This window comes from Flavitalea plasmicola (assembly GCF_030546645.1).
Lineage (GTDB): Bacteria > Bacteroidota > Bacteroidia > Chitinophagales > Chitinophagaceae > Puia.
In genome coordinates this window covers 632,631-655,741 of the sequence record NZ_JAUOTO010000002.1, presented here as the reverse complement: position 1 = coordinate 655,741, position 23,111 = coordinate 632,631, and the positions used below count along the sequence as shown (strand labels likewise).

Below are 23,111 nucleotides of genomic sequence, written 5' to 3'. Positions count from 1 at the left end.
CGCTGTAACGATATATATAAAATAGTAAATCCAATATCCAGATGAGGAAGAATTATATCATACTGTGTCTCCTGTTATTCGCAGGGATCGCCCGCGGGCAGGAGATCAACTTCTCGCGTGTGCAGGATATGGCAATCTGGTATAACCAATCCCTTAAAACCGATAAGCAAAACAGTCTCAAGCTCAACTATCGCAATGTCCAGTACGGCGGCCAGATCGCATACAACAGCGTAGCCGCCCTTTTCGATATGCCCCTGATGTCAAAAGAAGCCAGGAGCAAGGCCAATTCCTCCTACCTCAGCCTGAGCGCAGGCGCCGCCTCCGACAAGTCGAATACAGGGATCTTAAATAACACCCTCGGAATGCTGGGACTTTCCTATGCTGTGCCCATCGGCCGGAAAGAAACCTATATGGCGGCCGGCTTCCAGGGCGCTTACTACCAAAGTAATTTCAATGTTAATGGAGTGTCCAACGCCTTTGGCGACCAGTACGACAACTACGGTCCCATTGAAGGAGCACCCAGCAGCGACCGCCTGGCCAGCGGCTGGTCCTATGGCCATTTCAATCTCAATGCAGGCGTCTCCGTATTCAGCAACGCACGGTATGATAAATGGTACCTGGGCGTCTCCGCCATGCAGGTGAACCAGCCTTACTCCTACAAAGTAAAATCGGATTCCACCCGCCTGAAGACCAATTTCGGCGTACAGGGCGGCTATCGGTATGTCACCAAAACAGATGATGAAGTGGCCTTTTATATGTCCATGAACTGGCAGGGACCGGCCTATCGGCACTTTTATAATTTTTCCTACACCAAGGCGATCCCCGGCGTCACCGGCGGCGCTGCCGTTGGACTGGGATTGGGCTATCGCTATGATGATGCCCTCGTCCCTGACCTGGAGCTGAGGTACCAGAAGCTGGTGATAGGCGTACTATATGACATCAATATATCGACCATCAGCGCCGCAGGGATTACCCGCAATGGCTTGGAGCTGGCGCTTAAAATAGATTTTTAGATAAAAAACGTACAAGGTTTTAAATACTAACCCATGAACAAGGTAATTATTTGCTTAACAGGTGGTATCCTGCTGTCTCTCGGGAGTTTGCGGGCGCAGGATAATACCAGGCAAAGTGTGGACACAGTCAGGCAAGCCGCAGATACTGTCGGGCAATACCCGGACACCGTAAAGCAGCTGCCGCCGGCGGACACCGTCAGGCAGACCCCTCCTGCAACAGACACCGCCGGGCGGACGCCGGCAGACACCGTCCGCCAAACGCAGGTAGATACCACATCGACTGCCATGGGGACGCCATTCGAAGCAGACAAGCCGGCACAGGACACTGCGGCTAAGTCCGGCAGCTCCCTCCCTGCGCCCGAATCCAGCTCAATGGAGGCTCCGCGACAGCTGGACACCCGCTGGTTTATCTCCCCGCTCCTGAAAGGACAATTCCAGGATTTTGGGTTCCTGGAAAAGAACAGGAAAGGCTATCTCAGCGACGCCAATACACTGCCTTTTCAAAAAAGAGGCAACGGGTCTTTTGCCGCCTCTGCCTACAAAAATATTACAGGCCGCCTGTCAGTTAGCGCGGACATCGGCCTTTCATTCGGACATGTCACCAATGACGACGTCCTGATCAGCCAGACCAAATCCAAAACCTACAACCTGCTGAACGCATCCATCTATTATCACCTGCTGGCCGCTTCCTACCGGCTGCAGCCATATATTACCATCGGCATCAACGACGTCATCAACGAGGCTTCTTTTGTCAGCGCGCCCATCGGCGTAGGAGCCAAGTTCAATGCAAAAAAGATCATGGTGCTGGGACAGATCACCTATGGGTATGCCGTAAGCAAAAGCATCTCCAATACGACGATGTACGCAGTTGGCATATATCTGCCTATAAAGAATAAGAAACAAAAGCAGCAGGAAAAAGAAGACAATTCCCCCTATAACAGGCCTGGAAAAGAGGATGATAAAAAGAAGGATACCTCCGCGAAAAATGGCAGCATCGTGATCAATAACTACATCACGATCAACATGGATTCCGTCAAAAAGGCACACGGCCTCAACGATGATGACGAGGACGGCGCCGACGGCAGAAGAGGACGCAATGGGGCGGACGGCTCGGATGGCTCCGGGGGCGGACGCAGGCGTTCCGGCGGCAAGCGCAAGAACAGCCTTTCCTCCTCGCTCAACCTGGAAGACGACTTCGGTGCGGACGACTATAAAGTGGACACGATCGATGGCATGCCGGTAGTGCGGTTTGTGGTCTATTTCGAGTTTAATGAATATGGTCTCAACTCCAAGGCCTTTTCCACCATCGACAACGTCATCCAGCACCTGCGCCACAGACCCGAGCTTTCCATAGAGATCAAAGGGTACACAGACAACGTAGGGACGGAAACGTACAACAATTTCCTTTCCAGGAGAAGGGCCAAAATGGTACTGGACTATTTGAACAGCCGGGGTATCCCTTCAGACCTGATGAAGGCAAAAGCCTATGGCAGCGACAATCCCGTGGCGGACAATACAGATCCCAACCGGGCCTGGCTCAATCGCCGCGCTGAAATTATTGTACATGAGAAATAAATTGTACATGAGAAATAATTAGTACCTTTAAGACCTTTAAATATTAAAATCCAATAAAAGAGAAGAACAATGAACATCCGTATTGAATTAGTCGACGAAAGGGGCAATCATTTAGACCCCAACCATCTCACCCCAGTGGAATATCTTTCCCGTTTTTTGAATAAATGCGTAGTGAATAAAGTGTATCAGAAATTGGCCGCCGCAGGAAGATCGGGGACAATCCTTGTCTACCAGGACAAAATAGAAATAAAAGAGAGCTGATCAGGGTCGCGTGATCCTGTCCACCTCGTGGGCATAACCTGCCCCGATGGGAAGTTCCTTGTCCTTTATCCATACCGAGCCCCGCTCGATGCGGCTGACTTTGCTCCTGGCTACCAGATAGCTGCGGTGGATGCGGACGAATGCGCCGGTGGGCAACAGCGCTTCCACCTCGTTCATGGTAAGCCGGGAAAGTATTTTCTCGTCCGGCAATACAAACTGCATATAATTCCCCGTGCTTTGCACATAAAGGATCTCTCCCAGGTCTATACGGATCTGGCCATACCCGCTCTTGATAAAAATATGGTCGGTGGATGACTGCGCACCCGTATGCTGCTTTTTCAAAGAAAACAGCTCATAGGCCTTGTGGCATGCTTTTAGGAAGCGGGCAGGCGAGAACGGCTTCAACAAGTAGTCTATGGCATCCAGCTCGAAGCTCTGGACCGCATGTTCACTGTAAGCGGTCGTAAAGATTACCATGGGAGGACGGGATAAACTGCGCAGCAGGTCCATGCCCGAAATGTCCGGCATTTTGATATCCAGGAATATAAGGTCCGTTTCCTCCTTTTTGAGGTAGCCCATTGCCTCGAATGCATTGGTAAAGCAAGCCTGCAGCTGCAGGAAGGGGATCTTTACCGAGAGGCTTTTGATCACCTCCAGCGCCATGGGCTCATCGTCGATTGCTACCGCCTTTAACATAGATTACGCTGCATTTATTCGAATGTAGTGATCTTTCCCGGCTCGATCAGCAGCTGGATAAAGAATTCCTTATCATTCCCATTTACAAAAAAGTCATGCCGGCCGGGATAGATCAGGCGTAAACGGTTCACCACATTCTTCATCCCCACTCCGGACTGATCCTTTTCCGGATCCACCTCCTTTCGTATGTGCACGCTATTCCTCACCTCGAAGAGTATACCCTTGGCATCGCAATGCAAACGGATCTTTACCCAGGACCTTTCCTTCAGGCTGATGCCATGTTTGAAGGCATTTTCCACAAAGGGGATGAGAAGCATGGGTGCGATCATATGGTCGCAGCCGGCGCCGTCGATCTCCGATTCGATGAGGATGTCCGGGGACGATTGCGTCCGCAGTTGCTGCAGGTCGATATAATTCTTCAGGTATTCGATCTCCTTATACATGGGGATCTTCTCCTGGTGGTTCTCGTGAAGCATAAAACGCATCATATCGCCGAGCTTCTGGATGCCCTCCGCCGCGCGAAAAGCATTTTCCTGGAGCGCCGTGCCATATAGCGTATTCAATGAATTGAAAAGGAAATGAGGGTTGATCTGGCTGCGGAGGAACTGCAGGTCCGCCTCGGACTTATCCAGCGCGATCTCCAGTCCCCGGAACCGGAGAATGCTGTCCTTGCGACGCACATAGATCCAATAGGAGAGGGGAGTGACCACGATCAACAGCACCAGCCACCCGCTGATCAGGAAGGGCATAAAGATCTTGGCCTCGTCGACGGCAATGGCTAACCCGATGGCGAAGGGCACGGCCCATAGGAGCGTGGACAGCAACAGCCGGCGGAAGACATCGCCTTTGAATATAGACCGCTTCCCTTTAAAAGGGAACAGCCAGAAAACATTGGACAGGTAGTTCAGCACCACCGACGGCGGCCAGGAGAAAAGCACACCGTAGACCTTATCATCGATGATATCGAAGCTGCGGAAGTAAAAGAATAAAATAAAGTATGCCGCAAAATAGCCGGTGACCTGGTTGGACAGCCGGATCCGGAACGCCTTCCATTGCGAAGAGGCGGTAAGTCGGACAATGGCCGCCTCGCGCAGACTGGCATACAGGAGGTAAATAACCGTCCAGGTAAAGGCCTTCTTCAACCCCACTCCCAGGATGATCTGCCGGCTGTCATCCCTGTTGCCGGGAATGAAATACGCATAGGCGTGCCGATAGTAATCGGCCAGGCCCCAGCCTGCCCCCAGGAAAACGATGAGCAGCAGGGTATAGACAATGCCCCAGATCGTGCGTTTCAGCACGGCGCCTTCCGCTCCTTTCATATCGATACCCCCCTGCCTGGAAAAATGAAAGGTAAAATTGCCTTTTACGGGGGCATCGGTTTGCAATAGCCGGGGCAGGATAAAGAAGTTCATCTGAAGAAAGCAGAGGTACAACAGGACGGCGACACAGACGCCCGGCAGGAATACATTGGATAAATAGCTGAATGGAATATTGTTTTCGACAAAGGGCCGCTCATACGCGCTGTTCAGCTCCGACCAGGGAGTTCTTAAGATCCTCCAGACCTCCCCGGCGATGCTCAAAACACAGATGACGGTGGCCAGGATCAGTTCATGCTCCCTCCAGCGGGGACGCAGGGCGGAAAGTTGCGGGGATTGGGTTGCCATTATCCTTTCTTTTTCACAAGATTAGGACATTCCCGACCCTTGGGGGAGCAAATGTGATGAAACTGTTCGGAAATGTGACGAGTATCGCTATCGTAGATCTACGATAAAAATCGAGGGTCTTTGCTCTTTGTTAACAACTATCCTTGACCGATATTTGTGCTATCCAATACCGATGAAGTAACCGAATATCCAAAAATCCAGAAAAACCGCTTTCGTGCTCGTGTTCAAAGAAAGCATTAAATTCCAATTTCTCTTGAAAAGCCCCTGACTAACTCTTGGGGGTTTTTTCGTTAAAGCCTCGCAAGGCCGGGCTACACCGCATCAGATAGCGAAGTAAACGTAAAATCCCGGATCTTCATCGGCGGTATCATAGCCGAACCATTCGATTCCCCGCTGATCGTCCGCTCCGGCTTACCCAATGCCTCCAGGTTATTCAACATGATGACCGGGCTCTCGTTGAACCGGAAGTTCTTGATCGGGAATTTGATCTCTCCATTCTCGATATAGAACGTACCATCCCTGGTCAGACCCGTAAATAACAAGGTCTGAGGATCGACAGACCTGATATACCACAGGCGGGTGACAAGAATTCCCTTCTCTGTGCTTTTTATCAGGTCCTCGGTGCTGGAGGTGCCGCCATCCATGATGATGGCGTCCGGCTGAGGCACGGGCGTCACGCCTTTTTGCATTGCCCAATAACGGGAATAGAAAAGGTTCTTCACCACCCCTTTCTCTATCCAGCTCATTTTCTTTTGCGGCTGCCCCTCACCATTGTAATAAAAGGTGGGTAGCTCTTCGTTGTGGGGATCGGAGTAGATGTTCACCCGTTCGTCCACGAGCTTTTCGCCTAGCCTCGTCTTACCTCCCGGCATGCTGAGGAAGCTGCGGCCTTCGTCGGCGCTGCGGGCATCCAGGGCGCCATAGAGGTTCTCCAGCAATACTATGCCAGCGGCTGGCTCCAGGATCACTGTATATTTCCCCGGCTCCAGCGCCTTGGCCCCCGAGGACCTGCTGGCCTTCCATGCCGCCGTCTTCGAAGCTGCCAGCACGTCCAGCTTCGCAATATCATTGTACCCCCTGGCTGCATATCCCGATCCCGTTCCATCTTCCGTACGAAGGGTCACCGAAAAGTTCACCGCCGTACTGGTGGTATACGCAAAAAGCCCACGGGAGTTCATCAGCGCATAACAGCCGGCACTGTTCTCCAGGAATCCGGCAGCGGCTAGCTTATTGTCGCGGGATACCTGCAGACTTTGCTGCACCAGGTCGGCACGTAATTTTGAATGGATGGACGCCGTGTCCGGGAAATAGGTCCTGGAAGGCGCTTCATAGGTCTGAGGGCCCAAAAAAGGCATATGCTCCGGGTTATCCGGCGCCAGCCTTGCCAGGTCCTCGCTGCGGCGCACCGCCTTTTCCAGAGATGCGTCATCATATTCATTGATGGTGCTGATGCCTAGCTTTTTTCCGAATACAGATCCGATCTGCAGGTTCAGCTGATCCAGCGCGCCGCTGGTAGATACGGAATTCAGCGCATAACGTATATTCCCACCCGTTGAGCCATTGAGGGAGACCTGGCATTCATCGGCCTTGGAAAAGCTGAGGACCTTCTGCAGCAACGTGCGTGCTTCGTCCTGGGTTAAAAGTGCCATATGTTTTGGTTAAATCTTTCTAGCTGTATTGATAACATTGATGCCGTTGAAACGTGTGGTGGCCGAGCCATGAGATACGGCATTGCTTTGCGGCGGTTGTCCCTTGCCGTCAAAAAATGTCCCGCCCAGCCGGTAATCGCGCTGATCGCAGATGGCGGCGCAGGAGTTCCAGAATTCCTGCGTATTTGCCTGGTAGGCCACATCCTTCAGCATGCCCGCGATCTTGCCGTTCCTGATCTCGTAGAACAGCTGTCCGCTGAACTGGAAGTTATACCGCTGCTGGTCGATGGAGTAGGAGCCGGCGCCTACGATATAAATACCTTTTTCCACGTTTTTTATCAGCTCGTTAGGGGTCAGCGGCGCTTTTCCCGGACGTAGGGAGATATTGGCCATGCGCTGGAATTGCACATCCTGCCAGCTTTGGGAGTAGCAGCAGCCCTGAGATTCGTCCAGCCCGATGATATGGGCCTGGTCGCGGATCGCCTGGTAGTTCACCAGCACCCCGTCCCTGATGATGTCCCACTCCTTGCAGGCTACGCCTTCATCGTCGTACCCTACGGCGCCCAGGGATCCAGGCTGGGTCTTATCGGCGACGATATTCACCAGCTTGCTGCCATAATTGAATTTTTTCGTCTTCCACTTGTCCAGGGTGAGGAAGCTGGTGCCGGCAAAATTGGCTTCATAACCAAGGACCCTGTCCAGCTCGGATGGATGGCCGGAAGATTCATGGATCGTAAGGTACAGGTTGCTGGGGTCCAGCACGAGGTCATATTTTCCAGGCTCCACGGACTTTGCGGCCAGTTTTTCGCCCACCTGTACCGCAGCCAGCCTGGCGTCTTCCAGCATGTCATACCGGTCCGTATATAAGGTGGTCACGGTCTTGATCTTTTTACTGTCATCCGGCGTGAGGTATTCATATCCCATTCCCATCGGCGAGCCCAGTGAATCCCTTGTCTCGAACTTGCCCGTCTTGCTGTCGATCTTTGTCACGGTGAATGTAGGCCAGATACGATGGATGTCCTGGTCGATATAGGAGCCGTCCGTGGAAGCGAAATACTTCTGCTCATTCACCAGGAAAAGGGCCGTGTCGATAAAGCTGGCGCCTCCTTTCATGGCCGCGTCATTCACGGTCAGCAGCATGTCCGCTTTCTCCTTGATAGGGATATCGAAACCATTCTTTATAATGGGGGTCTTCCACGTGACTTCGCCAAAGCCTTTTTGCGGCGCCAGCTGCACAGGCCGTGTTTGCAGCCGTGCATTTTCCCTGGCGATGGATACGGCCATCTCTGCCGAACGGGCAATGCTGTCCTTGTCCAGCTTGTCGGTAGCGGAGAAACCCCAGCAGCCATTGGCGATAACGCGGATGCCCATACCATAAGACTCCGTGTCCACTACATTCAGCACCTTGTCCTCCCTGGTGATGACAAACTGGTTGAGATACCGGCCGATACGTACATCGACATAGGTGGCGCCTTTCGATCTGGCCGCATTGAGGGCCACATCCGCCAGTTGCTTCTTGACTCCCGTATCTATCCAGGCTGATTCAGTACGTGGCCGGAAAGAGGAGCCTAACACAGGGATCCTTCCCAGCAATACACCACCTATGCCCATGCCGGCCATTGAAAGAAAGTCTTTTCGTTGCATCCGTTGTTATTATAAAGTTTATCGATCTAAAATAGACTAATCTTCCCTGCCGGACAAGACAATACCCGCCGTTCATAAACTATCCAACCCGCCTGTCCGAAAAAAGATGTTTCCGGGAAACGGGTTGCATTTCTCAGGAAACCGTTTCCCGGATATTTTCCCTATTTTGCCGCCCAAAATGGACCATGGGTCCCCTAAAAAACAGGATATGTCAAAAACAAAGATTACAGTCAACAGCAATGGATCATTGAAAGTAGAAGGCGATTTTGAAATAGTAGATAAAACAGGGGCCGCCTATGATCTCGCCGGAAGAGAGATCATTTCCATCTGCCGCTGCGGCCTCTCCCAGAACAAGCCTTTCTGCGATGGAAGCCATAAAGGCCATTTTGAGCACGACGCAGTTGCTTTTAGTCTCCCTCCAAAAAAATAAAAAATGAAATATATCCTTTCCGCCCTGCTGTTGGGCTTCACCAGCCTGCAAGCCCAGGACAAAAAGCCGTATGTCAGCATTACCGATGCCCTGCAATCCTCCGGTGTATTAAAGGGTAAGGCTGGTCCCGAAAGCCTCAACTGGATCCAGGGTGGGGCACAGTATTCCTTTATCTCCGGCAACGAGATCCATGTTATGGACCCGAAAACATTGCAGGAGACATCCGTCTACTCCAACAGCGGAATGCATTTCCCCGGATCGGATAAGCCATTCAACTACCAGTCCTTTCAGTGGAGCAAGGACAGTAAGCACCTGGTGTTTAAAACGAATCTCAGGCGCCTCTACCGCCGCAGCGGCATTTCCGACTATTATATCTATGACGTGGCGTCCCGCCAGCTGCAGCCTGCTGCCCGTGACGCCCGTTCGGCGGAGCTTTCCCCCGACGGCGCGATGGTGGGAATTGAAAGAGGCGGCAATATGTATGTCTATGATTTTTCAACGGGAAAGGAACAACAGCTCACCGCCGACAGCACCACCGAAAATGGTATATTCAACGGTCACTTTGATTGGGTGTACGAAGAAGAGTTCGGCCAGGCGCAGGCATGGAACTGGTCCAGGGACAGCCGGTATATCGCCTTCTGGCAGTTTGACGAACGCCCGGTACCCACGTTCCATATGACGAACTATGAAGGTTTTCATCCGGAACAGGTGACGATCCCCATACCCCAGCCGGGTGACGCGAACCCTACGGTAAGGATAGGCGTGGTAGATGTCCGGTCAGGCAAAAAGATCTGGCTGGAGCCGGAAGAGACGGGAGACTTCTATATCCCCCGCATTTACTGGACCAGCAACCCCGACGAGCTGGCGCTGATGACCCTCAATCGCGCACAGAACCATATGAAGCTCTACTTCTTCAATGTGAAGACGGGCGCGCGCCGGCTGGTCCTGGAGGAAGGGAACAGTACGTGGGTGGCGATCTTTAATTTCTATACCAATGTCAATGACATGATCTACTTCCCTGAGAAGACAAAAGACTTTTTCTGGGTGTCGGACCGCAGCGGCTTCTACCACATCTATCATTACGGATATGACGGCAAGCTGATCAACCAGGTCACCAACGGCAATTGGGATATGATCAAGGTGACGGGCATCGACCCGGACACGAAATCCATCTATTACCTGTCGGCGGAAGCCTCTCCCCTCGAACAGCAGCTGTACTCCATCAAATATGACGGCACGGGAAAGAAAAAGCTCACGGCGGTGGAAGGGTTCCATAATATCGACATGTCCACGAACACAGGATATTACATCGACGAATACAGCAACACCAGCACGCCCGTGCACGTAGGCCTCTATGATTCGAAAGGACGGCTGCTGAAGCTTTTGCAGGACAACCAGGCTACGAGCGATTATGTCAAAACGCATGTTTATTCGCCATTGGAGCTTTTCCATTTTTCAACGGCTGATGGCATTCAACTGGACGGCAGCATGATCAAGCCCGTCAACTTCGACCCTGCTAAAAAATACCCCGTCGTGCTGGCCATCTACGGAGGACCCGAGTCCCATGGCGTCTTTAACAAATGGGCCGCCGGGGGCATGCAGCAGTGGCTGGCGCAGAACGGCTATATCGTCGTCGACGTCAATAACAGGGGCATCGCCAATTACGGCAGCCAGTTCATGAAGATCGTATACGGGCAGTTGGGAAAATGGGAGAGCAACGACTTTGCGGAAACTGCACGCTATCTCGCCTCCCTGCCTTACGTGGATGGCGGTAAAATAGGGATCATGGGCACCAGCTACGGCGGCTATAGCACCACCTACACCTTGCTGACCCATCCCGGCGTCTTCAAAGTAGGCATTGCCAATTCCCCGGTGACGGACTGGCGCTTGTACGACGACGTATACACGGAGCGATATATGGGTACGCTGCCGCAGAACGCGGAAGGGTATAGGATCAGCGCCGATATGACCCACGCCGCGGGACTGAAAGACCACCTCCTGCTGATCCATTCCATGAGCGATGACAACGTCCATCCTGCACATACCATGCAGCTGCTGACGGCGCTCACCAATGTGGGTAAGGATGTGGATCTGCGGATCTATCCCCCGGGAGCGCACGGCGCGGCCTATAACTGGCAGAGCTACCTGCTGATCTCGACGGTGAGCTTCCAGTACCTGGAACGGTATTTAAAGAACTGAGCCTGTCATTGCCGCCGCCCCACCAGCGCCATGACAGCCTCCTTGTAATTGATGCCAATGGGGATCGTCACCTTCCCCAGCTCGATGGAATTGCCGTAGATCGACCGGATATGTGCGACGGCGACGATATAGGATTTATGCACCCGGATGAACTGACGCACAGGCAGGGCCTTCTCCAGCTCATTCATCGTCTGATGCGTCACCAGGGCATATTCCGGCGTATGGATCTTCAGGTAATCCTTCATCCCCTGCACATAAATGATCTCAGAAAAATTGACCTTGAAAAATTTACTGTTGGACTTGATGAAGATATGGTCGCCCTGTGGCTTCTCCACCTCCTTACTGGTCGGGGAAAATAGCCGCCCATCCTCGATCCTGCTCACCGCCCGGGAAAACCGTTCGAACGAGATAGGCTTCAGCAAATAGTCGATCACGCTGAACTCATAGCTTTCCACCGCATATTCCGCATACGCTGTGGTCAGCACGACCAGGGGAGGGTCGGAAAGACTGCGGAGGAAATGAAGACCGCTCATCCCCGGCAGCCGGATGTCCAGGAACATGACGTCGACCTCGTGCGTGCGCAACGCCTCGGCGGCCTCGGGGGCGTTGCGGTAAACGCCTATGAGCTCCCATCGCCCCATCTGCTGCAAATGACTTTTGATGACGTCCTGCGCCAGGGTCTCATCCTCCACAATGATACATTTTATCAAGCGGCCGTTTTTATAATTAAAGATACGGTGAAAGCGCTGTTACTTAACAGGACATCGAGGGTGAAAGCGTCGGGATATAGGCTTTCCAGTCTTTCCCGGGCATTGTGGAGCCTCAGCTGGCTGTTCCTGTTCTCCTCTTTTTCCGTCTGGATGATATCCAGCTCGTAGGCATCGGGGTACAGCAGCTCCAGGATGCTGCGGCTGTTGGCAAGGCCCTTGCCAGCCATCCTCCGCTTGGCCTGGGTCTCCAGGTCGGCATTGGTGCTGTTGATGACATTCAGCACGATCTGTCCCTGCTCCACTTTCAGCGTAATGTAGATAAATGGCTCGGCAAACGAGTTGTCCATCGCATGCTTGAAGCCGTTCTCGATGAAGGAGATGAAAAGGAAAGGCTCGATCATCACCCCGGCGGTAATGCCCTCCACGGTAAATCGTATATCCGCCTTGTAACGTATCTTTTCGATGTCGATGTAATTGCGGATGAACTCGATCTCTTTGTCCAGCGGGATCTTCTCTTCATTGCACTCATAGATCAGATAACGCATGATGTCGGCCAGCTTTACCACTACCTCCGGCGTCCTCTCCGATCTTTGCAGGCTCAGCGAATAGATGCTGTTCAAAGTATTGAAAAGGAAATGCGGGTTCAGCTGCGCCCGCAGGTAGCGGAGCTTGAAGAAGTTGCTGTCCCGCTGAACATTGTCCAGCAGCTCCTTTTCGTCGATGGACTTGCGGATATAAAAGATGGCCATGGCAAAGCTCATGTTCAGGATGGTCCAAAAGCTCTCCCGTAGCAAGGTGTTCCATGAATAGGAAAAGTAAGCCCTTTCGAAGGCATTCAGATTAAACTTCAGGATCAAAGAATGGATCCCCAGTTGCACTACCTGCACCACCAGGAAGGAAAGCACCGTCATTAGACCGGCCTTCAAACGCCGCCGCTGAATGAGAAAAATGGTGCCCATGATCCGGGAATAAAGCAGGTAGGCAGGGAACAGGAACATGCTCACCAGTATTAACACCGGCCAGATCCGCCAATCGGAGGGGAACATCGAGGCGCTGTTGATCAGGGGATAGATCAGGACGAAAAGGCCCCAGTAAAAGATCTCGGTTTGGTTAGTCCGCCGCCTGACCCTGTCGTTATCGTATTCCATAAGGGGTTATTGTACTTCAAAGCTAGTCTTATCCGCAGGAGGACGAAAGTTTTTCGACCAATTCGATCAAATGTTCGATGAATTCAAAAGCTCAGCAACAGACTATTGCTGAGACTGTAATAGAACTTCTCGATAGGCACCACCGGCCGCGTATCATAAAGCCCTGTAAAAGCAATGGAAAACCCTACATGCTTGCCTGCCTTGATATCCCATTGCGCATGGGGAGCGATGCGCGGCTGAAACCTGTCCGGTCTTGTCTGCAAAAAGACATTGAAAGTTACATCGCTGTTGGCAGTGATCTTCCAATCCAGTCGGACATAGGAGTTGAGCTTGATCAGACGGTTCACGACGGGAAGGGCATTCACAGGGATCTTCGCGGAATCCACCGCCGTATAGTCCCATTTTTCCGTTTCATACATGGGGCCTACGCCACAGTTGAGATCGAACCCGTCCCCCTTCCAGAAGTTATATCGGGCATTGATGCCACCCAGGGCCCGATAGCGTATCCCGCGCTTATTGTCCCATTGATATTGTGCGAATGGCTCAGCCTGGATCCTGTCCTTATAATTGTGCCGGTAACGCAGGTGAATATAGCCTGCATTGAGGATGTCGTCGGGGCCATTGTAGGTGAAGCGGTAGCTGGCTGCCAGGATAAACAATTCCTTATACTCCTGGAGCATCATCTCGGCGGTGTTCGTAGCGTCATAAAGGGTCTGCTTTTGCTGGTCGATCTCCAGCCCGGAATTGAGATTGAAGGAAGCCCGGGTCTGCCTTACATAGTCCGCCGTATCGGTCTTATCGATATTCAGTATCTGCCCTTTGAGGGAAAAGGACAATAGGACAAGCAGCCATCCTAAAAGCAGTTTCTCGTTCATGTATCCAAATGTAATACAAAATCACTCATTTGGATCTCCCGGAAAACCTTTGTAAACGCCGTCCACATTTTTATTCCGGTTGTCATTCAGCTGCTTGTTCAGGTTATGCGCGGCGCTGATAAGCCCGAGATGGGTAAAAGCCTGCGGGAAATTGCCGAGATGCTGCCCTTCGAAGCCCAGTTGCTCAGAGTACAACCCCAGGTGATTCGCATAGCCCAGCATCTTTTCAAAATAGAAGCGGGCCTTTTCCAACTGCCCGGCACGGGAGAGACATTCCACATACCAGAAGGTGCACATGGAGAAGGTACCCTCATGACTGATCATCCCATCCGGGGACGCGATCTCCGGCCTGTAACGGTAGACCAGCGAATCCGTCACCAGCTCTTTTTCGATCCTTTCCAGCGTGGACAGCCAGCGGGGGTCCTTGGGGCTGATAAAGCGGAACAGCGGCATCAGCAGACTGGAAGCATCCACCGTAGCCGAGCCGGGGAATTGCATGAAGGCTTTCTTTTCGTCATCCCAGAAATCCGCATAAACGCTGTGGTATATTTTATCTCTTTCGGTCCGCCAATGCCCATTCGTGGGAAAGCTGCGCGCCTCCGCGATCTTGATCGCCCTGTCCAGCGCCACCCAGCAGGCCAGCCGGGAACAGAGGAAATTATTCTTCCCGCCCCTGACCTCCCAGATCCCATCGTCCGGCTGGTTCCAGTTGCCGGCCAGCCAGTCCATTTGTTTTTCCAGGTCCTTCCAGAAATCATAAGAGACGGGCTCCCCATGCTTGTTGAAGAGATAAACGGAATCCATCAGCTCTCCATAAATGTCCAGCTGCAGCTGACCATAGGCGTCATTGCCCACCCGTACGGGAGAAGAACCCATATAGCCTTCCAGGTTATCCAGTTCGTATTCCCGCAGCGGGGCATCGCCATTGACCGAATACATAATGCCCAGCCGGTCGTTTTCCCCGACGTCCCGGCAGATCTTTTCCATCCAGCCCATGAACGCGCCTGCCTCCTTGACATAGCCCAATCGTAAGAACGAATAAACGGTGAATGACGCATCCCGTATCCAGGTGTACCGGTAGTCCCAGTTCCTATCCCCGCCGATATGCTCCGGCAGGCTGAAAGTAGGCGCCGCAATAATGGAACCATATTTGGACGAGGTCAGCAGCTTTAAGACCAATGCGCTCCTGTTGACTGCCTCCATCCACCTCCCGTTGTAGACGCTGTGGGAGATCCAGTCTTTCCAGTAATTCACCGTCCGGAAAAGATATTCGGTGGTCAGGGCGTCCACCGCAGTTCCTTCTCCCTTTCCATCGCCCGCATCTTCCAGGATAAAATCGGCCGTTTGATTGGCCGATAGCTTGAATGATATCACAGCGTCATTTTCCTCGATCCTGATAGGAAGATTGGACCGCAGCCGCAGGCGTGGGCTCTTATTTCCGTCAGGACTGAAACAGACCTCGTTCGGTCCCTCCTGCGTGGCCTTATGTTTGTCCTTCCCGTAGTTGAACCGGGGCCTGCACTGCAGCCACCAGGTTACTTCTCCACGGATCGTCGTGACCCTTCGCACCAGTTTCTTTTCGCCATTGGGCTCACCGCTCACAGGCATGAAATCCGTAATTTCCCCTACACCGTCAGTGGAAAGGAAACGGGTTAGCAATACATTGGTGTCGGGAAGATACAGCTGCTTGTTCCGCATCTGCTTGAACTGAGGCCTGATGCAAAAGAACCCACCTTTGTCGTAGTCCAGCAGGGCGGCAAATACACTGGGGGAATCGAAATCGGGGAAACACATGAAGTCGACGGACCCCTCCAGGCTTACCAGCGCCACCGTGCCCAGGTCGCCTATAACGCCGTAATTTTCAATTGGCTGGTAGTTCATAGCTTTAGTATAGCAAATGCCCGGCCATGCTTCTTGCCACCATTTTCGCGTATCTTGTCCCCGATAACTTTTTTTTAACAGAAGCCCTCGCTATCCTTGTACCGCCAAACAAAATCTTCCTATCAATGCAGCCGAAAAGATTCGTTTTTTTTCTATATATATGGCTTCTTCCGGTGATGGCCTCGGCCCAGGGGCGGCATGTCGTCAGCGGCACCATCCGGGACAGACAGTCGGGAGAGACGCTGATCGGGGCCAGCGTCATGTTGATGGAAATACCCTATGCAGCTGTTGTCAGCAATTCCTACGGTTTTTACAGCATCAGCGCTTTCCCCGGTCGTTATACCCTGGTAGTGAGCTTCTCCGGTTACACCAGTGACAGTATCGCCGTAGACCTCGCAAAGGACACATCCATTTCCATTACACTGGATGCCGGCAGCCGGCAATTGCAGGAGGCGATAGTCACTGCCGGCAGGAACAACAATGTCACAAAACCTCTGATGGGCGTACAGAAGCTGTCTATCAGTGAAATTAAAGACCTGCCCGTGCTCTTCGGCGAAAAAGATATTCTGAAGACACTGCAGCTCCTGCCTGGCGTCCAGTCGGCGGGGGACGGCAACAGCGGTTTCTTTGTAAGGGGCGGCAACACGGACCAGAATCTTATCCTTCTGGACGAAGCCACCGTTTATAACCCTTCCCATTTACTGGGTTTTTTCTCCACTTTCAATTCCGACGCCATCAAGGACGTCACCCTTTATAAAGGAGCGACCCCCGCCGAATACGGCGGCCGCCTCTCCTCGGTCCTGGACGTAAAAATGAATGATGGCAACAACAAGGAATTCCATGCGAGTGGCGGCATCGGACTCATCTCGTCCCGCCTGAATATAGAGGGACCGATTGAAAAAGATAAAAGCTCCTTCATCGTCAGCGCCCGCAGGACCTATGCGGACGTTTTCCTCAAACTGTCAAAGGACACTTCGACCAATCAGAATAGCCTTTATTTCTATGACATCAACGCCAAAGCGAATATTCGCGTCGGCGCCAAAGACCATATCTACTTTTCCGGTTATTTCGGAAAGGATAACCTTGGTTTCGGCAATACTTTCGGTATCGACTACGGCAATGTAACGGGTACCCTTCGCTGGAACCATATTTTCAACAGCCGGCTTTTCTCCAACACGTCGCTGATCTATAGTAAATACAATTATGACATCAGGATCAATTCAGGAAATAATAACATCGGCATTACCTCCTATATAAAAGACCTGCACTTTAAGGAAGACATGCAGTATTATGCCAATGCCAGCAACAAAGTGAATTTCGGCATCGATGTCATCCAACATACCACTTCCCCCGGCGTGATCTCGGCGTCGGAAACTTCCAGCTTCAACCCCCTGCACCTGCAGGACAAACATGCGCTGGAAAGCTCGGCCTATTTCTCCCATGACCTTTCGCTCTCCCGCCGGCTCAACATCAACTATGGCCTCCGGGCTACCGCTTTCACCATCATGGGGCCGGGTGACTTCTACGCCTATGACAAGGCTGGCAACGCCGTGGATACTTTCACTTATGCCTCGGGAAAAGTAGTGAAAAGTTATTTCAACCTGGAGCCCCGGTTCTCCGCCAGCTACAAGCTCACGGCCGGCAGCTCCATCAAGGTGGCCTATACGCGGACAACCCAGAATCTGCACCTGCTGTCCAACTCCACTTCCGCCAATCCCACGGACGTCTGGATACCCAGCAGCAATAATGTAAGGCCGGAGCTGGCTGACCAGGTCTCCGCCGGCTACTACCGCAACTTCCACGACAACCAATACGAGCTCTCTTCGGAACTCTACTACCGCGACCTGAAGAACCAGATAGATTATAAAAATGGAGCGCAGCTGATAGCCAATGAGAATGTAGAGTCCCAGGTGGTATTCGGCAAAGGCAGGGCCTATGGCTGGGAACTGTTCTTCAAGAAGAAATACGGAAAGTTCAATGGCTGGGTGAGCTATACGCTTTCCCGTACAGAGCGTCAGTTCAGCGAGATAAATAATGGCAGTTACTTCCCGGCCAACCAGGACAGGACCCATAACCTTTCGATCGTCGGTATTTACAAGGCCGGTAAAAAATGGACCCTCTCCGCAGACTTCACGTATTACAGCGGCAACGCAGTCACCTGGCCCACCGGTAAGTACGAGGTCAATGGCCAGATCGCCTTCCTCTATTCCCAACGGAATACCTATCGCATGCCGGCTTATCACAGGCTGGATGTCGGCGCTACGCTGCAGGGTAAGAAGACGAAGAAGTTCGACAGCAACTGGAATTTTTCCATCTATAACCTTTACGGAAGGGAGAACCCTTACAGCATCACCTTCGAACAGGACCCGGACAATCCATCCAGGACCCGCGCCCTGCAATACGCCCTCTTCCGCTGGGTGCCTTCCGTTACCTATAACTTCAAATTTTAAGCATGCGACCGATCCTGCTCGTACTCGCCTCCATCAGCCTGTACTCCTGTAAGAAAGAAGTCAAACTCAACCTGGACGACGCCGGTCCCCACATCGTCATCCAGGGCGAGATCACAGATGCCAGTGGTCCCTATATAGTAAAGATCAATCAAAGCGTTAGCTTTGGGTCGGAGAATAGCTTCCCTGCCGTCAGCGGTGCAAGTATAAAGATCAGCGACAATGAAGGCCATGCCGACAGCCTCACCGAGTCCTCTCCAGGCGTGTACGCCACACAGTCGCTGCAGGGCAAGCCCGGCAACACCTATACAATGTCAGTGCAGCTGCTGGACAGCTTGTATACGGCGACCTCCACCATGCCTTATCCGGTGGTCCTCGATTCCATCACTTTCCGCAAAGCGGGCGCTTTTGGCAATAAGAACATCCGTGCAGTGCCGAACTTCCAGGACCCCCCCGGCATAAAAAATTACTACTTGTTCAACGAATACCTCAACGGATTGCTGGTAACAAAGGATATCTTTGTTTTTGACGACCGCCTCTCAGATGGAAGATATTTCAGCCGGGACCTGCGCAATTCCGACGAGACCCTGCATGAAGGCGATTCCCTGGAAGTACAGATGTATTGCATCGACGAGCCCGTATTCAATTATTTCAACCAGCTGGATGAGGCCGGAGGAAGGGGAGGGGCTTTCAATACAGCGGCTTCCCCCGCCAACCCGGTATCCAACATCAGCAACGGGGCCCTGGGGTACTTCAGCGCGCATACGTTCCGCTCCGGAAAAACCAAGGTGCATATTGAGTAATTTTTATAAGATATTATTCCATTGCTTCATCTGGTCGGCGCTGATCTGCTGCGTGCTCCTGATTGGACCCCGCCCTCCTGAAGCCCGCCAGATGTCCTGGACAAGTTTGCAGGTGATATGGACTGTCGTCCCTTTCATAGGCTTTTTTTATGTGCATTCTTACTGGCTGATGCCGGCCTACCTGTTCCGGAAGAAGCGCCTGACCTACGGCGTGGCCGTGGCCCTGGGGGCGCTGGCGGCAGCCTTCATTTCCGCCCTGTCCTATTATCTCCATGACCATCCGCCCGGCCATGATTATTACCACACGGTGCTGCGCCGGATAGTGGCTATCCTCTTTTTTATCCTGGCCAGCGCCAGCATGGGTGCTTTCCGCGAAAATGCCCGGCTGGAGAAGGCCCGCAAAGCAAAAGAAACGGAACATCTCCGTACCGAGCTCTCTTTCCTGAGAGGCCAGATAAACCCGCATTTTATGCTGAATGTCCTCAACAGCATGGTGCTGATGGCCCGGAAAAGGTCGGAGATGCTGGAGCCCGCCTTGCTGGAGCTGGCCGGGCTGATGCGTTACTCTGTCTATGAGACCGGACATGAAAAGATCCGGCTGGAAGATGAGTTGGAATACCTGCGGACATATATAGACCTGCAAATGCTGCGCTTCCGGGACGATGTCACCGTACGGTTCGATACCCCGGATTGCGTGGGAGGCCAGCTGATCGAGCCCATGCTGCTGATCCCCCTGGTAGAAAACGCTTTCAAGCATGGCATAGGACTGGTGGACGCACCCGCCATCCGGATCGATATATCCCTTGCAGCGAACGAAATGCTTTCGGTGTCTGTAAAGAACAAGTACAATCCATTGTTACAGGAAGAAGAAAAGCTGCCGGGCATCGGGCTGATCAACCTTCAAAAAAGACTGGACCTGATCTATCCCGGCACCCATAGGCTGGAAACGACCAGAAGCTATCGCAGCGACAACGCGGCGACAGAAAGCTGGTTTGCCATCACCCTGCAAATACCCCTGCAATGATCAGATGCATAGCCGTTGACGACGAGACGCCCGCCCTGGATATCCTGGAAGATAATATCAGCCGCATTCCCTTCCTGCAATTGGTGAAGAAGTGCAAGAACGCGTACCAGGCCAGGGACGTCCTGCGGGAAGAGAACATAGACCTGGTGTTCCTGGACATTGAAATGCCGGGTATCAGCGGGCTTCGCCTGCTGAAAGAGCTGGAGGATAAGCCCATGGTCATATTTATGACGGCTTACCGGAAATACGCAGCCGATGGCTATGACCTGGACGTGCTGGACTACCTGGTAAAGCCCGTGAGCTTCCAACGGTTCCTCAAGGCCGCCCATAAAGCCCTCGAATACCAGGAGCTGCGAAAAAAAGATTACATCTTCATCCAGAGCGCATACAAGCTGACGAAATTGTTCATTCACGACATTCTTTATATAGAAGGGCTGGGAAATTACATTAAGATCCATCTGGCCAGCTCCCCCCGGGCCATTCTATCCAAACAAAGCATGAAGACCATCGGCGGGCGGCTGCCTGCCGGCAAGCACATTCGCGTGCATAAATCCTTTATCGTAATGGTGGATAAGATCTGTAGCATCCACAATGAAAGTATCACGATAGGAAAAACGGAGATCCCGCTCAGCAGATTTTATCGCGATGAATTTTTCAGGGTCGTCCATAATGCCTAAATTCATGACTTCAATATAAATTGTTGTTATGAAGGTAGTTTCCCTCCTCACTTTGTTTTTTGTCAGTATCTGCGCCGTAGCCGAACCCATTCATTTGATCCCGCAGCCCGTCGCCCTGACAGAAAAGCCAGGTAAGTTTACCATCGATGCCGGCACCCATCTTCAGACCAACGACCCTTCCCTGCAGCCAGCCGCCGCATGGTTCTCCACGCAGGTGGGAACACCGTTACCACAGGGCAAAGGAGGGAAAACACAAATAATCCTGGAAGTAGGTACCATGAAAGACCGCAACCTCCTGGGTAAAGAAGGATATGTGCTGACCATCACGCCCTCCACTGTTCGTATAAAAGCCAACGAAGCTGCCGGCGTCTTCTACGGCTTGCAGACCCTATTGCAATTAACGCCGCCCGAAACCACCGCCGCTTCCAAAGGCCCCATTCCCATCCCCTGCGCGGAGATCACCGACTATCCCCGCTTCGGCTGGCGCGGATTGATGCTGGATGTCAGCCGTCATTTCTTTACCAAACAGGAAGTGGAAAGATACATCGACGAAATGGTCCGTTATAAATATAATACCCTTCATCTTCACCTCAGTGATGACCAGGGCTGGCGCCTGGAGATCAAAAGCCTGCCCATGCTGACGCAAAAAGGCGCCTGGAGAGTGGCCCGCACCGGGGCGCGATGGGGAGAGGCATTGCCCGCGCTGGCTGGTGAGCCCGCTACGGAAGGCGGCTTCTATACCCAGGACGATATGCGCGAGATCATCCAATATGCCAAACAACGGTTTGTCACCATACTGCCCGAGATCGATATACCCGCCCATAGTCTGGCGATGATCGCATCCTATCCCAACCTATCCTGCACACAGCTGCCTTACCCCGTGAATGCAGGCTTCCGGAACCCGACCCGGGACGATAATGCGCTGTGCATTGGTAATGATACGGTCTTCGAAGTGCTGGACAAGGTGTTCACCGAGCTGGCGGCCCTTTTCCCCAGCGAATACATTCACATAGGAGGGGATGAGGCCTATAAAGGTTTCTGGGCCAGCTGCCCGAAATGCAAACGACGCATGACAGAAGAGCATCTGAATAATGTGGACGAGCTGCAAAGCTATTTTGTAAAAAGAATGGAGAAGATGTTGAAGAGCAAAGGCAAAAAGCTCATCGGCTGGGACGAGATCCTGGAAGGAGGGCTGGCGCCGGAAGCCACGGTGATGAGCTGGAGAGGCATGAAGGGCGGCATTACCGCCGCGCGCATGAACCACCAGGTGGTGATGACCCCCTGGGATTTCTGCTACCTGGACCTTTACCAGGGTGAGTCGGCGGCCGAACCGCCCACTTATGGGATATGCCGGCTGAAAGACTGCTACACCTACGATCCCGTTCCGGACAGCGTAGAGGAAAAATACATATTGGGTGGACAAGGCAATCTGTGGACTGAATCCGTGCCTACCTTCCGGCAGGTGGAATACATGACCTGGCCTCGCGCCCTGGCCCTGGCGGAAGTATATTGGAGCCCCAGGTCCGCCCGCAGCTGGGACGGATTCACCAGCAGGATGGAGCATGAGTTCCAGCGCCTGGATGCCTCCAACATCAAATACGCAAGAAGCGCCTACAATGTCATCTTCACGCCGAAAAAGGCAGATCGTGACTTCACGGTCAGCATGTCCACGGAGGTCAGCGGGCTGGATATCTATTATACGTTCGACAACACGAACCCCGATCCCTACTATCCGAAATACGACGGCACGCCCCTGAAATTCCCCCTGGGCGCCACACAACTGAATGTGATCACCTACCGGAATGGCCACCCCATCGGGGCGCAGGTGAATATTAAGAAGGACGAGCTGGCCAAAAGGCTGGACCAGGGCAGACACGTATACTAATGCCAGGCGCCCATCGCCCGGCGTAGCAGAATGATCTCGCCCGTATGGTAACTGGTATGATCCGCAATGACCAGCGCTTCCCGCAACAGACTCTGCCCGTCTCCGTATGGGAACGGCTTGTAAATGTCTTCGCCCGCCTTGCGCAGCAGCCCGACAAAGGCCTTTCGGTCCGCAGCTATCTGCTCCAGGGACTTCTTCAATGCATGGGCATTCGGCGGAGCGGGATCCTTCGGCCAGTATTCATCAGGCCATTGAGGACTTTTATGCCCCGGGCCCTTTGAAAACTCCAGTATGTCCCACTGTGCGATCCGGATATGCTCCACCAGCTGCCAGATGCTGTAGGCAGATCCATCGGGCACCTTCCCCAGCAGGGAAGCGGGTAAACCCTTTAACGCTGATTCAAATGTGGCATGCGCATTTCCGGCTTCCAGCAAGCTCTCCAGTTCGTCGATGACAAAAGATGTGTGTGACATAATACAAAAATCCATTTTTTTTGGCGGATTCTCCATTCTTAAAGGCCGCGTTTTCGC

The 23,111-nt window shown here is 52.7% G+C and carries 19 protein-coding genes; 10 read left to right on the top strand and 9 right to left on the bottom strand.

Annotated elements, in window-relative coordinates:
• The first annotated feature begins 41 nt into the window (after positions 1–41).
• The 3 genes from Q4E93_RS07840 to Q4E93_RS07830 all read left to right on the top strand — a co-directional run bounded on the left by Q4E93_RS07840 (position 42) and on the right by Q4E93_RS07830 (position 2,849).
• A complete protein-coding gene (locus tag Q4E93_RS07840; RefSeq protein WP_303584044.1) occupies positions 42–1,013 on the top strand; it encodes a type IX secretion system membrane protein PorP/SprF in 972 nt (323 codons plus the stop codon).
• Between the two features lie 33 nt (positions 1,014–1,046).
• Positions 1,047–2,588 (top strand): OmpA family protein, encoded by a 1,542-nt coding sequence (locus tag Q4E93_RS07835; RefSeq protein ID WP_303584042.1) that lies wholly within the window; start codon positions 1,047–1,049, stop codon positions 2,586–2,588.
• Between the two features lie 69 nt (positions 2,589–2,657).
• Positions 2,658–2,849 (top strand): hypothetical protein, encoded by a 192-nt coding sequence (locus Q4E93_RS07830; protein WP_303584040.1) that lies wholly within the window; start codon positions 2,658–2,660, stop codon positions 2,847–2,849.
• On the opposite strand, the gene Q4E93_RS07825 is transcribed toward Q4E93_RS07830, so the two are convergent.
• The 4 genes from Q4E93_RS07825 to Q4E93_RS07810 all read right to left on the bottom strand — a co-directional run bounded on the left by Q4E93_RS07825 (position 2,850) and on the right by Q4E93_RS07810 (position 8,502).
• A complete protein-coding gene (locus tag Q4E93_RS07825) occupies positions 2,850–3,545 on the bottom strand; it encodes a LytR/AlgR family response regulator transcription factor (protein ID WP_303584037.1) in 696 nt (231 codons plus the stop codon). It lies immediately after the preceding gene.
• A 14-nt stretch (positions 3,546–3,559) separates the two neighbouring features.
• On the bottom strand, positions 3,560–5,209 hold the full coding sequence (locus Q4E93_RS07820; protein ID WP_303584035.1) for a sensor histidine kinase: 1,650 nt from the start codon (positions 5,207–5,209) through the stop codon (positions 3,560–3,562).
• A gap of 311 nt (positions 5,210–5,520) precedes the next feature.
• Positions 5,521–6,858 carry a TldD/PmbA family protein gene (locus Q4E93_RS07815; RefSeq protein ID WP_303584033.1) on the bottom strand — a complete coding sequence of 446 codons (1,338 nt, stop codon included), beginning with the start codon at positions 6,856–6,858 and terminating at the stop codon, positions 5,521–5,523.
• A 9-nt stretch (positions 6,859–6,867) separates the two neighbouring features.
• Positions 6,868–8,502 carry a TldD/PmbA family protein gene (locus Q4E93_RS07810; RefSeq protein ID WP_303584032.1) on the bottom strand — a complete coding sequence of 545 codons (1,635 nt, stop codon included), beginning with the start codon at positions 8,500–8,502 and terminating at the stop codon, positions 6,868–6,870.
• 208 nt (positions 8,503–8,710) lie between these two features.
• On the opposite strand from Q4E93_RS07810, the gene Q4E93_RS07805 reads away from it, so the two are divergent.
• On the top strand, positions 8,711–8,932 hold the full coding sequence (locus Q4E93_RS07805; RefSeq protein ID WP_303584031.1) for a CDGSH iron-sulfur domain-containing protein: 222 nt from the start codon (positions 8,711–8,713) through the stop codon (positions 8,930–8,932).
• Positions 8,933–8,935: 3 nt separating this feature from the next.
• Positions 8,936–11,131: a S9 family peptidase gene (locus Q4E93_RS07800; protein ID WP_303584030.1), complete on the top strand. Its 2,196-nt coding sequence runs from the start codon at positions 8,936–8,938 to the stop codon at positions 11,129–11,131.
• Positions 11,132–11,136: 5 nt separating this feature from the next.
• On the opposite strand, the gene Q4E93_RS07795 is transcribed toward Q4E93_RS07800, so the two are convergent.
• From Q4E93_RS07795 to Q4E93_RS07780, 4 genes are all read right to left on the bottom strand, one after another.
• Positions 11,137–11,841, bottom strand: coding sequence for a LytR/AlgR family response regulator transcription factor (locus Q4E93_RS07795; RefSeq protein ID WP_303584029.1), 705 nt, complete (start codon positions 11,839–11,841; stop codon positions 11,137–11,139).
• A complete protein-coding gene (locus Q4E93_RS07790) occupies positions 11,838–12,989 on the bottom strand; it encodes a sensor histidine kinase (protein ID WP_303584028.1) in 1,152 nt (383 codons plus the stop codon). Before Q4E93_RS07790 ends, Q4E93_RS07795 begins: the two co-directional genes overlap by 4 nt.
• Positions 12,990–13,072: 83 nt before the next feature.
• Entirely contained in the window at positions 13,073–13,864 is a 792-nt protein-coding gene (locus Q4E93_RS07785; RefSeq protein WP_303584027.1) for a DUF481 domain-containing protein, read from the bottom strand.
• Positions 13,865–13,885: 21 nt separating this feature from the next.
• Complete coding sequence (locus tag Q4E93_RS07780; RefSeq protein ID WP_303584025.1) at positions 13,886–15,745, bottom strand: glycoside hydrolase family 15 protein; 1,860 nt, start codon at positions 15,743–15,745, stop codon at positions 13,886–13,888.
• Between the two features lie 125 nt (positions 15,746–15,870).
• On the opposite strand from Q4E93_RS07780, the gene Q4E93_RS07775 reads away from it, so the two are divergent.
• From Q4E93_RS07775 to Q4E93_RS07755, 5 genes are read left to right on the top strand one after another with little or no spacing between them, the layout of a single operon-like run.
• Positions 15,871–18,195 (top strand): TonB-dependent receptor, encoded by a 2,325-nt coding sequence (locus Q4E93_RS07775; protein ID WP_303584023.1) that lies wholly within the window; start codon positions 15,871–15,873, stop codon positions 18,193–18,195.
• A 2-nt stretch (positions 18,196–18,197) separates the two neighbouring features.
• Positions 18,198–18,995: a DUF4249 domain-containing protein gene (locus Q4E93_RS07770; protein WP_303584021.1), complete on the top strand. Its 798-nt coding sequence runs from the start codon at positions 18,198–18,200 to the stop codon at positions 18,993–18,995.
• Positions 18,988–20,019, top strand: a complete 1,032-nt coding sequence (locus Q4E93_RS07765; RefSeq protein ID WP_303584019.1) for a sensor histidine kinase — start codon at positions 18,988–18,990, stop codon at positions 20,017–20,019. Before Q4E93_RS07770 ends, Q4E93_RS07765 begins: the two co-directional genes overlap by 8 nt.
• Positions 20,016–20,696: a LytR/AlgR family response regulator transcription factor gene (locus Q4E93_RS07760; protein ID WP_303584018.1), complete on the top strand. Its 681-nt coding sequence runs from the start codon at positions 20,016–20,018 to the stop codon at positions 20,694–20,696. The genes Q4E93_RS07765 and Q4E93_RS07760 overlap by 4 nt, the downstream gene beginning before the upstream one ends.
• 28 nt (positions 20,697–20,724) lie before the next feature.
• Positions 20,725–22,581, top strand: coding sequence for a beta-N-acetylhexosaminidase (locus Q4E93_RS07755; RefSeq protein WP_303584017.1), 1,857 nt, complete (start codon positions 20,725–20,727; stop codon positions 22,579–22,581).
• Here the strand turns inward: Q4E93_RS07755 and Q4E93_RS07750 are convergent.
• Positions 22,578–23,054 carry a DinB family protein gene (locus tag Q4E93_RS07750; RefSeq protein ID WP_303584016.1) on the bottom strand — a complete coding sequence of 159 codons (477 nt, stop codon included), beginning with the start codon at positions 23,052–23,054 and terminating at the stop codon, positions 22,578–22,580. The genes Q4E93_RS07755 and Q4E93_RS07750 overlap by 4 nt on opposite strands.
• Positions 23,055–23,111: the final 57 nt, after the last annotated feature.

What these genes read in the sequence shown, in the direction of transcription:
- Q4E93_RS07790 (WP_303584028.1), bottom strand. Translation starts at nt 12,989, where the DNA reads ATGGAATACGATAACGACAGGGTCAGGCGGCGGACTAACCAAACCGAG.
- Q4E93_RS07780 (WP_303584025.1), bottom strand. Translation starts at nt 15,745, where the DNA reads ATGAACTACCAGCCAATTGAAAATTACGGCGTTATAGGCGACCTGGGC.
- Q4E93_RS07815 (WP_303584033.1), bottom strand. Translation starts at nt 6,858, where the DNA reads ATGGCACTTTTAACCCAGGACGAAGCACGCACGTTGCTGCAGAAGGTC.
- Q4E93_RS07830 (WP_303584040.1), top strand. Translation starts at nt 2,658, where the DNA reads ATGAACATCCGTATTGAATTAGTCGACGAAAGGGGCAATCATTTAGAC.
- Q4E93_RS07810 (WP_303584032.1), bottom strand. Translation starts at nt 8,502, where the DNA reads ATGCAACGAAAAGACTTTCTTTCAATGGCCGGCATGGGCATAGGTGGT.
- Q4E93_RS07805 (WP_303584031.1), top strand. Translation starts at nt 8,711, where the DNA reads ATGTCAAAAACAAAGATTACAGTCAACAGCAATGGATCATTGAAAGTA.
- Q4E93_RS07750 (WP_303584016.1), bottom strand. Translation starts at nt 23,054, where the DNA reads ATGTCACACACATCTTTTGTCATCGACGAACTGGAGAGCTTGCTGGAA.
- Q4E93_RS07785 (WP_303584027.1), bottom strand. Translation starts at nt 13,864, where the DNA reads ATGAACGAGAAACTGCTTTTAGGATGGCTGCTTGTCCTATTGTCCTTT.
- Q4E93_RS07800 (WP_303584030.1), top strand. Translation starts at nt 8,936, where the DNA reads ATGAAATATATCCTTTCCGCCCTGCTGTTGGGCTTCACCAGCCTGCAA.
- Q4E93_RS07840 (WP_303584044.1), top strand. Translation starts at nt 42, where the DNA reads ATGAGGAAGAATTATATCATACTGTGTCTCCTGTTATTCGCAGGGATC.
- Q4E93_RS07755 (WP_303584017.1), top strand. Translation starts at nt 20,725, where the DNA reads ATGAAGGTAGTTTCCCTCCTCACTTTGTTTTTTGTCAGTATCTGCGCC.
- Q4E93_RS07820 (WP_303584035.1), bottom strand. Translation starts at nt 5,209, where the DNA reads ATGGCAACCCAATCCCCGCAACTTTCCGCCCTGCGTCCCCGCTGGAGG.
- Q4E93_RS07835 (WP_303584042.1), top strand. Translation starts at nt 1,047, where the DNA reads ATGAACAAGGTAATTATTTGCTTAACAGGTGGTATCCTGCTGTCTCTC.
- Q4E93_RS07825 (WP_303584037.1), bottom strand. Translation starts at nt 3,545, where the DNA reads ATGTTAAAGGCGGTAGCAATCGACGATGAGCCCATGGCGCTGGAGGTG.
- Q4E93_RS07775 (WP_303584023.1), top strand. Translation starts at nt 15,871, where the DNA reads ATGCAGCCGAAAAGATTCGTTTTTTTTCTATATATATGGCTTCTTCCG.
- Q4E93_RS07770 (WP_303584021.1), top strand. Translation starts at nt 18,198, where the DNA reads ATGCGACCGATCCTGCTCGTACTCGCCTCCATCAGCCTGTACTCCTGT.
- Q4E93_RS07760 (WP_303584018.1), top strand. Translation starts at nt 20,016, where the DNA reads ATGATCAGATGCATAGCCGTTGACGACGAGACGCCCGCCCTGGATATC.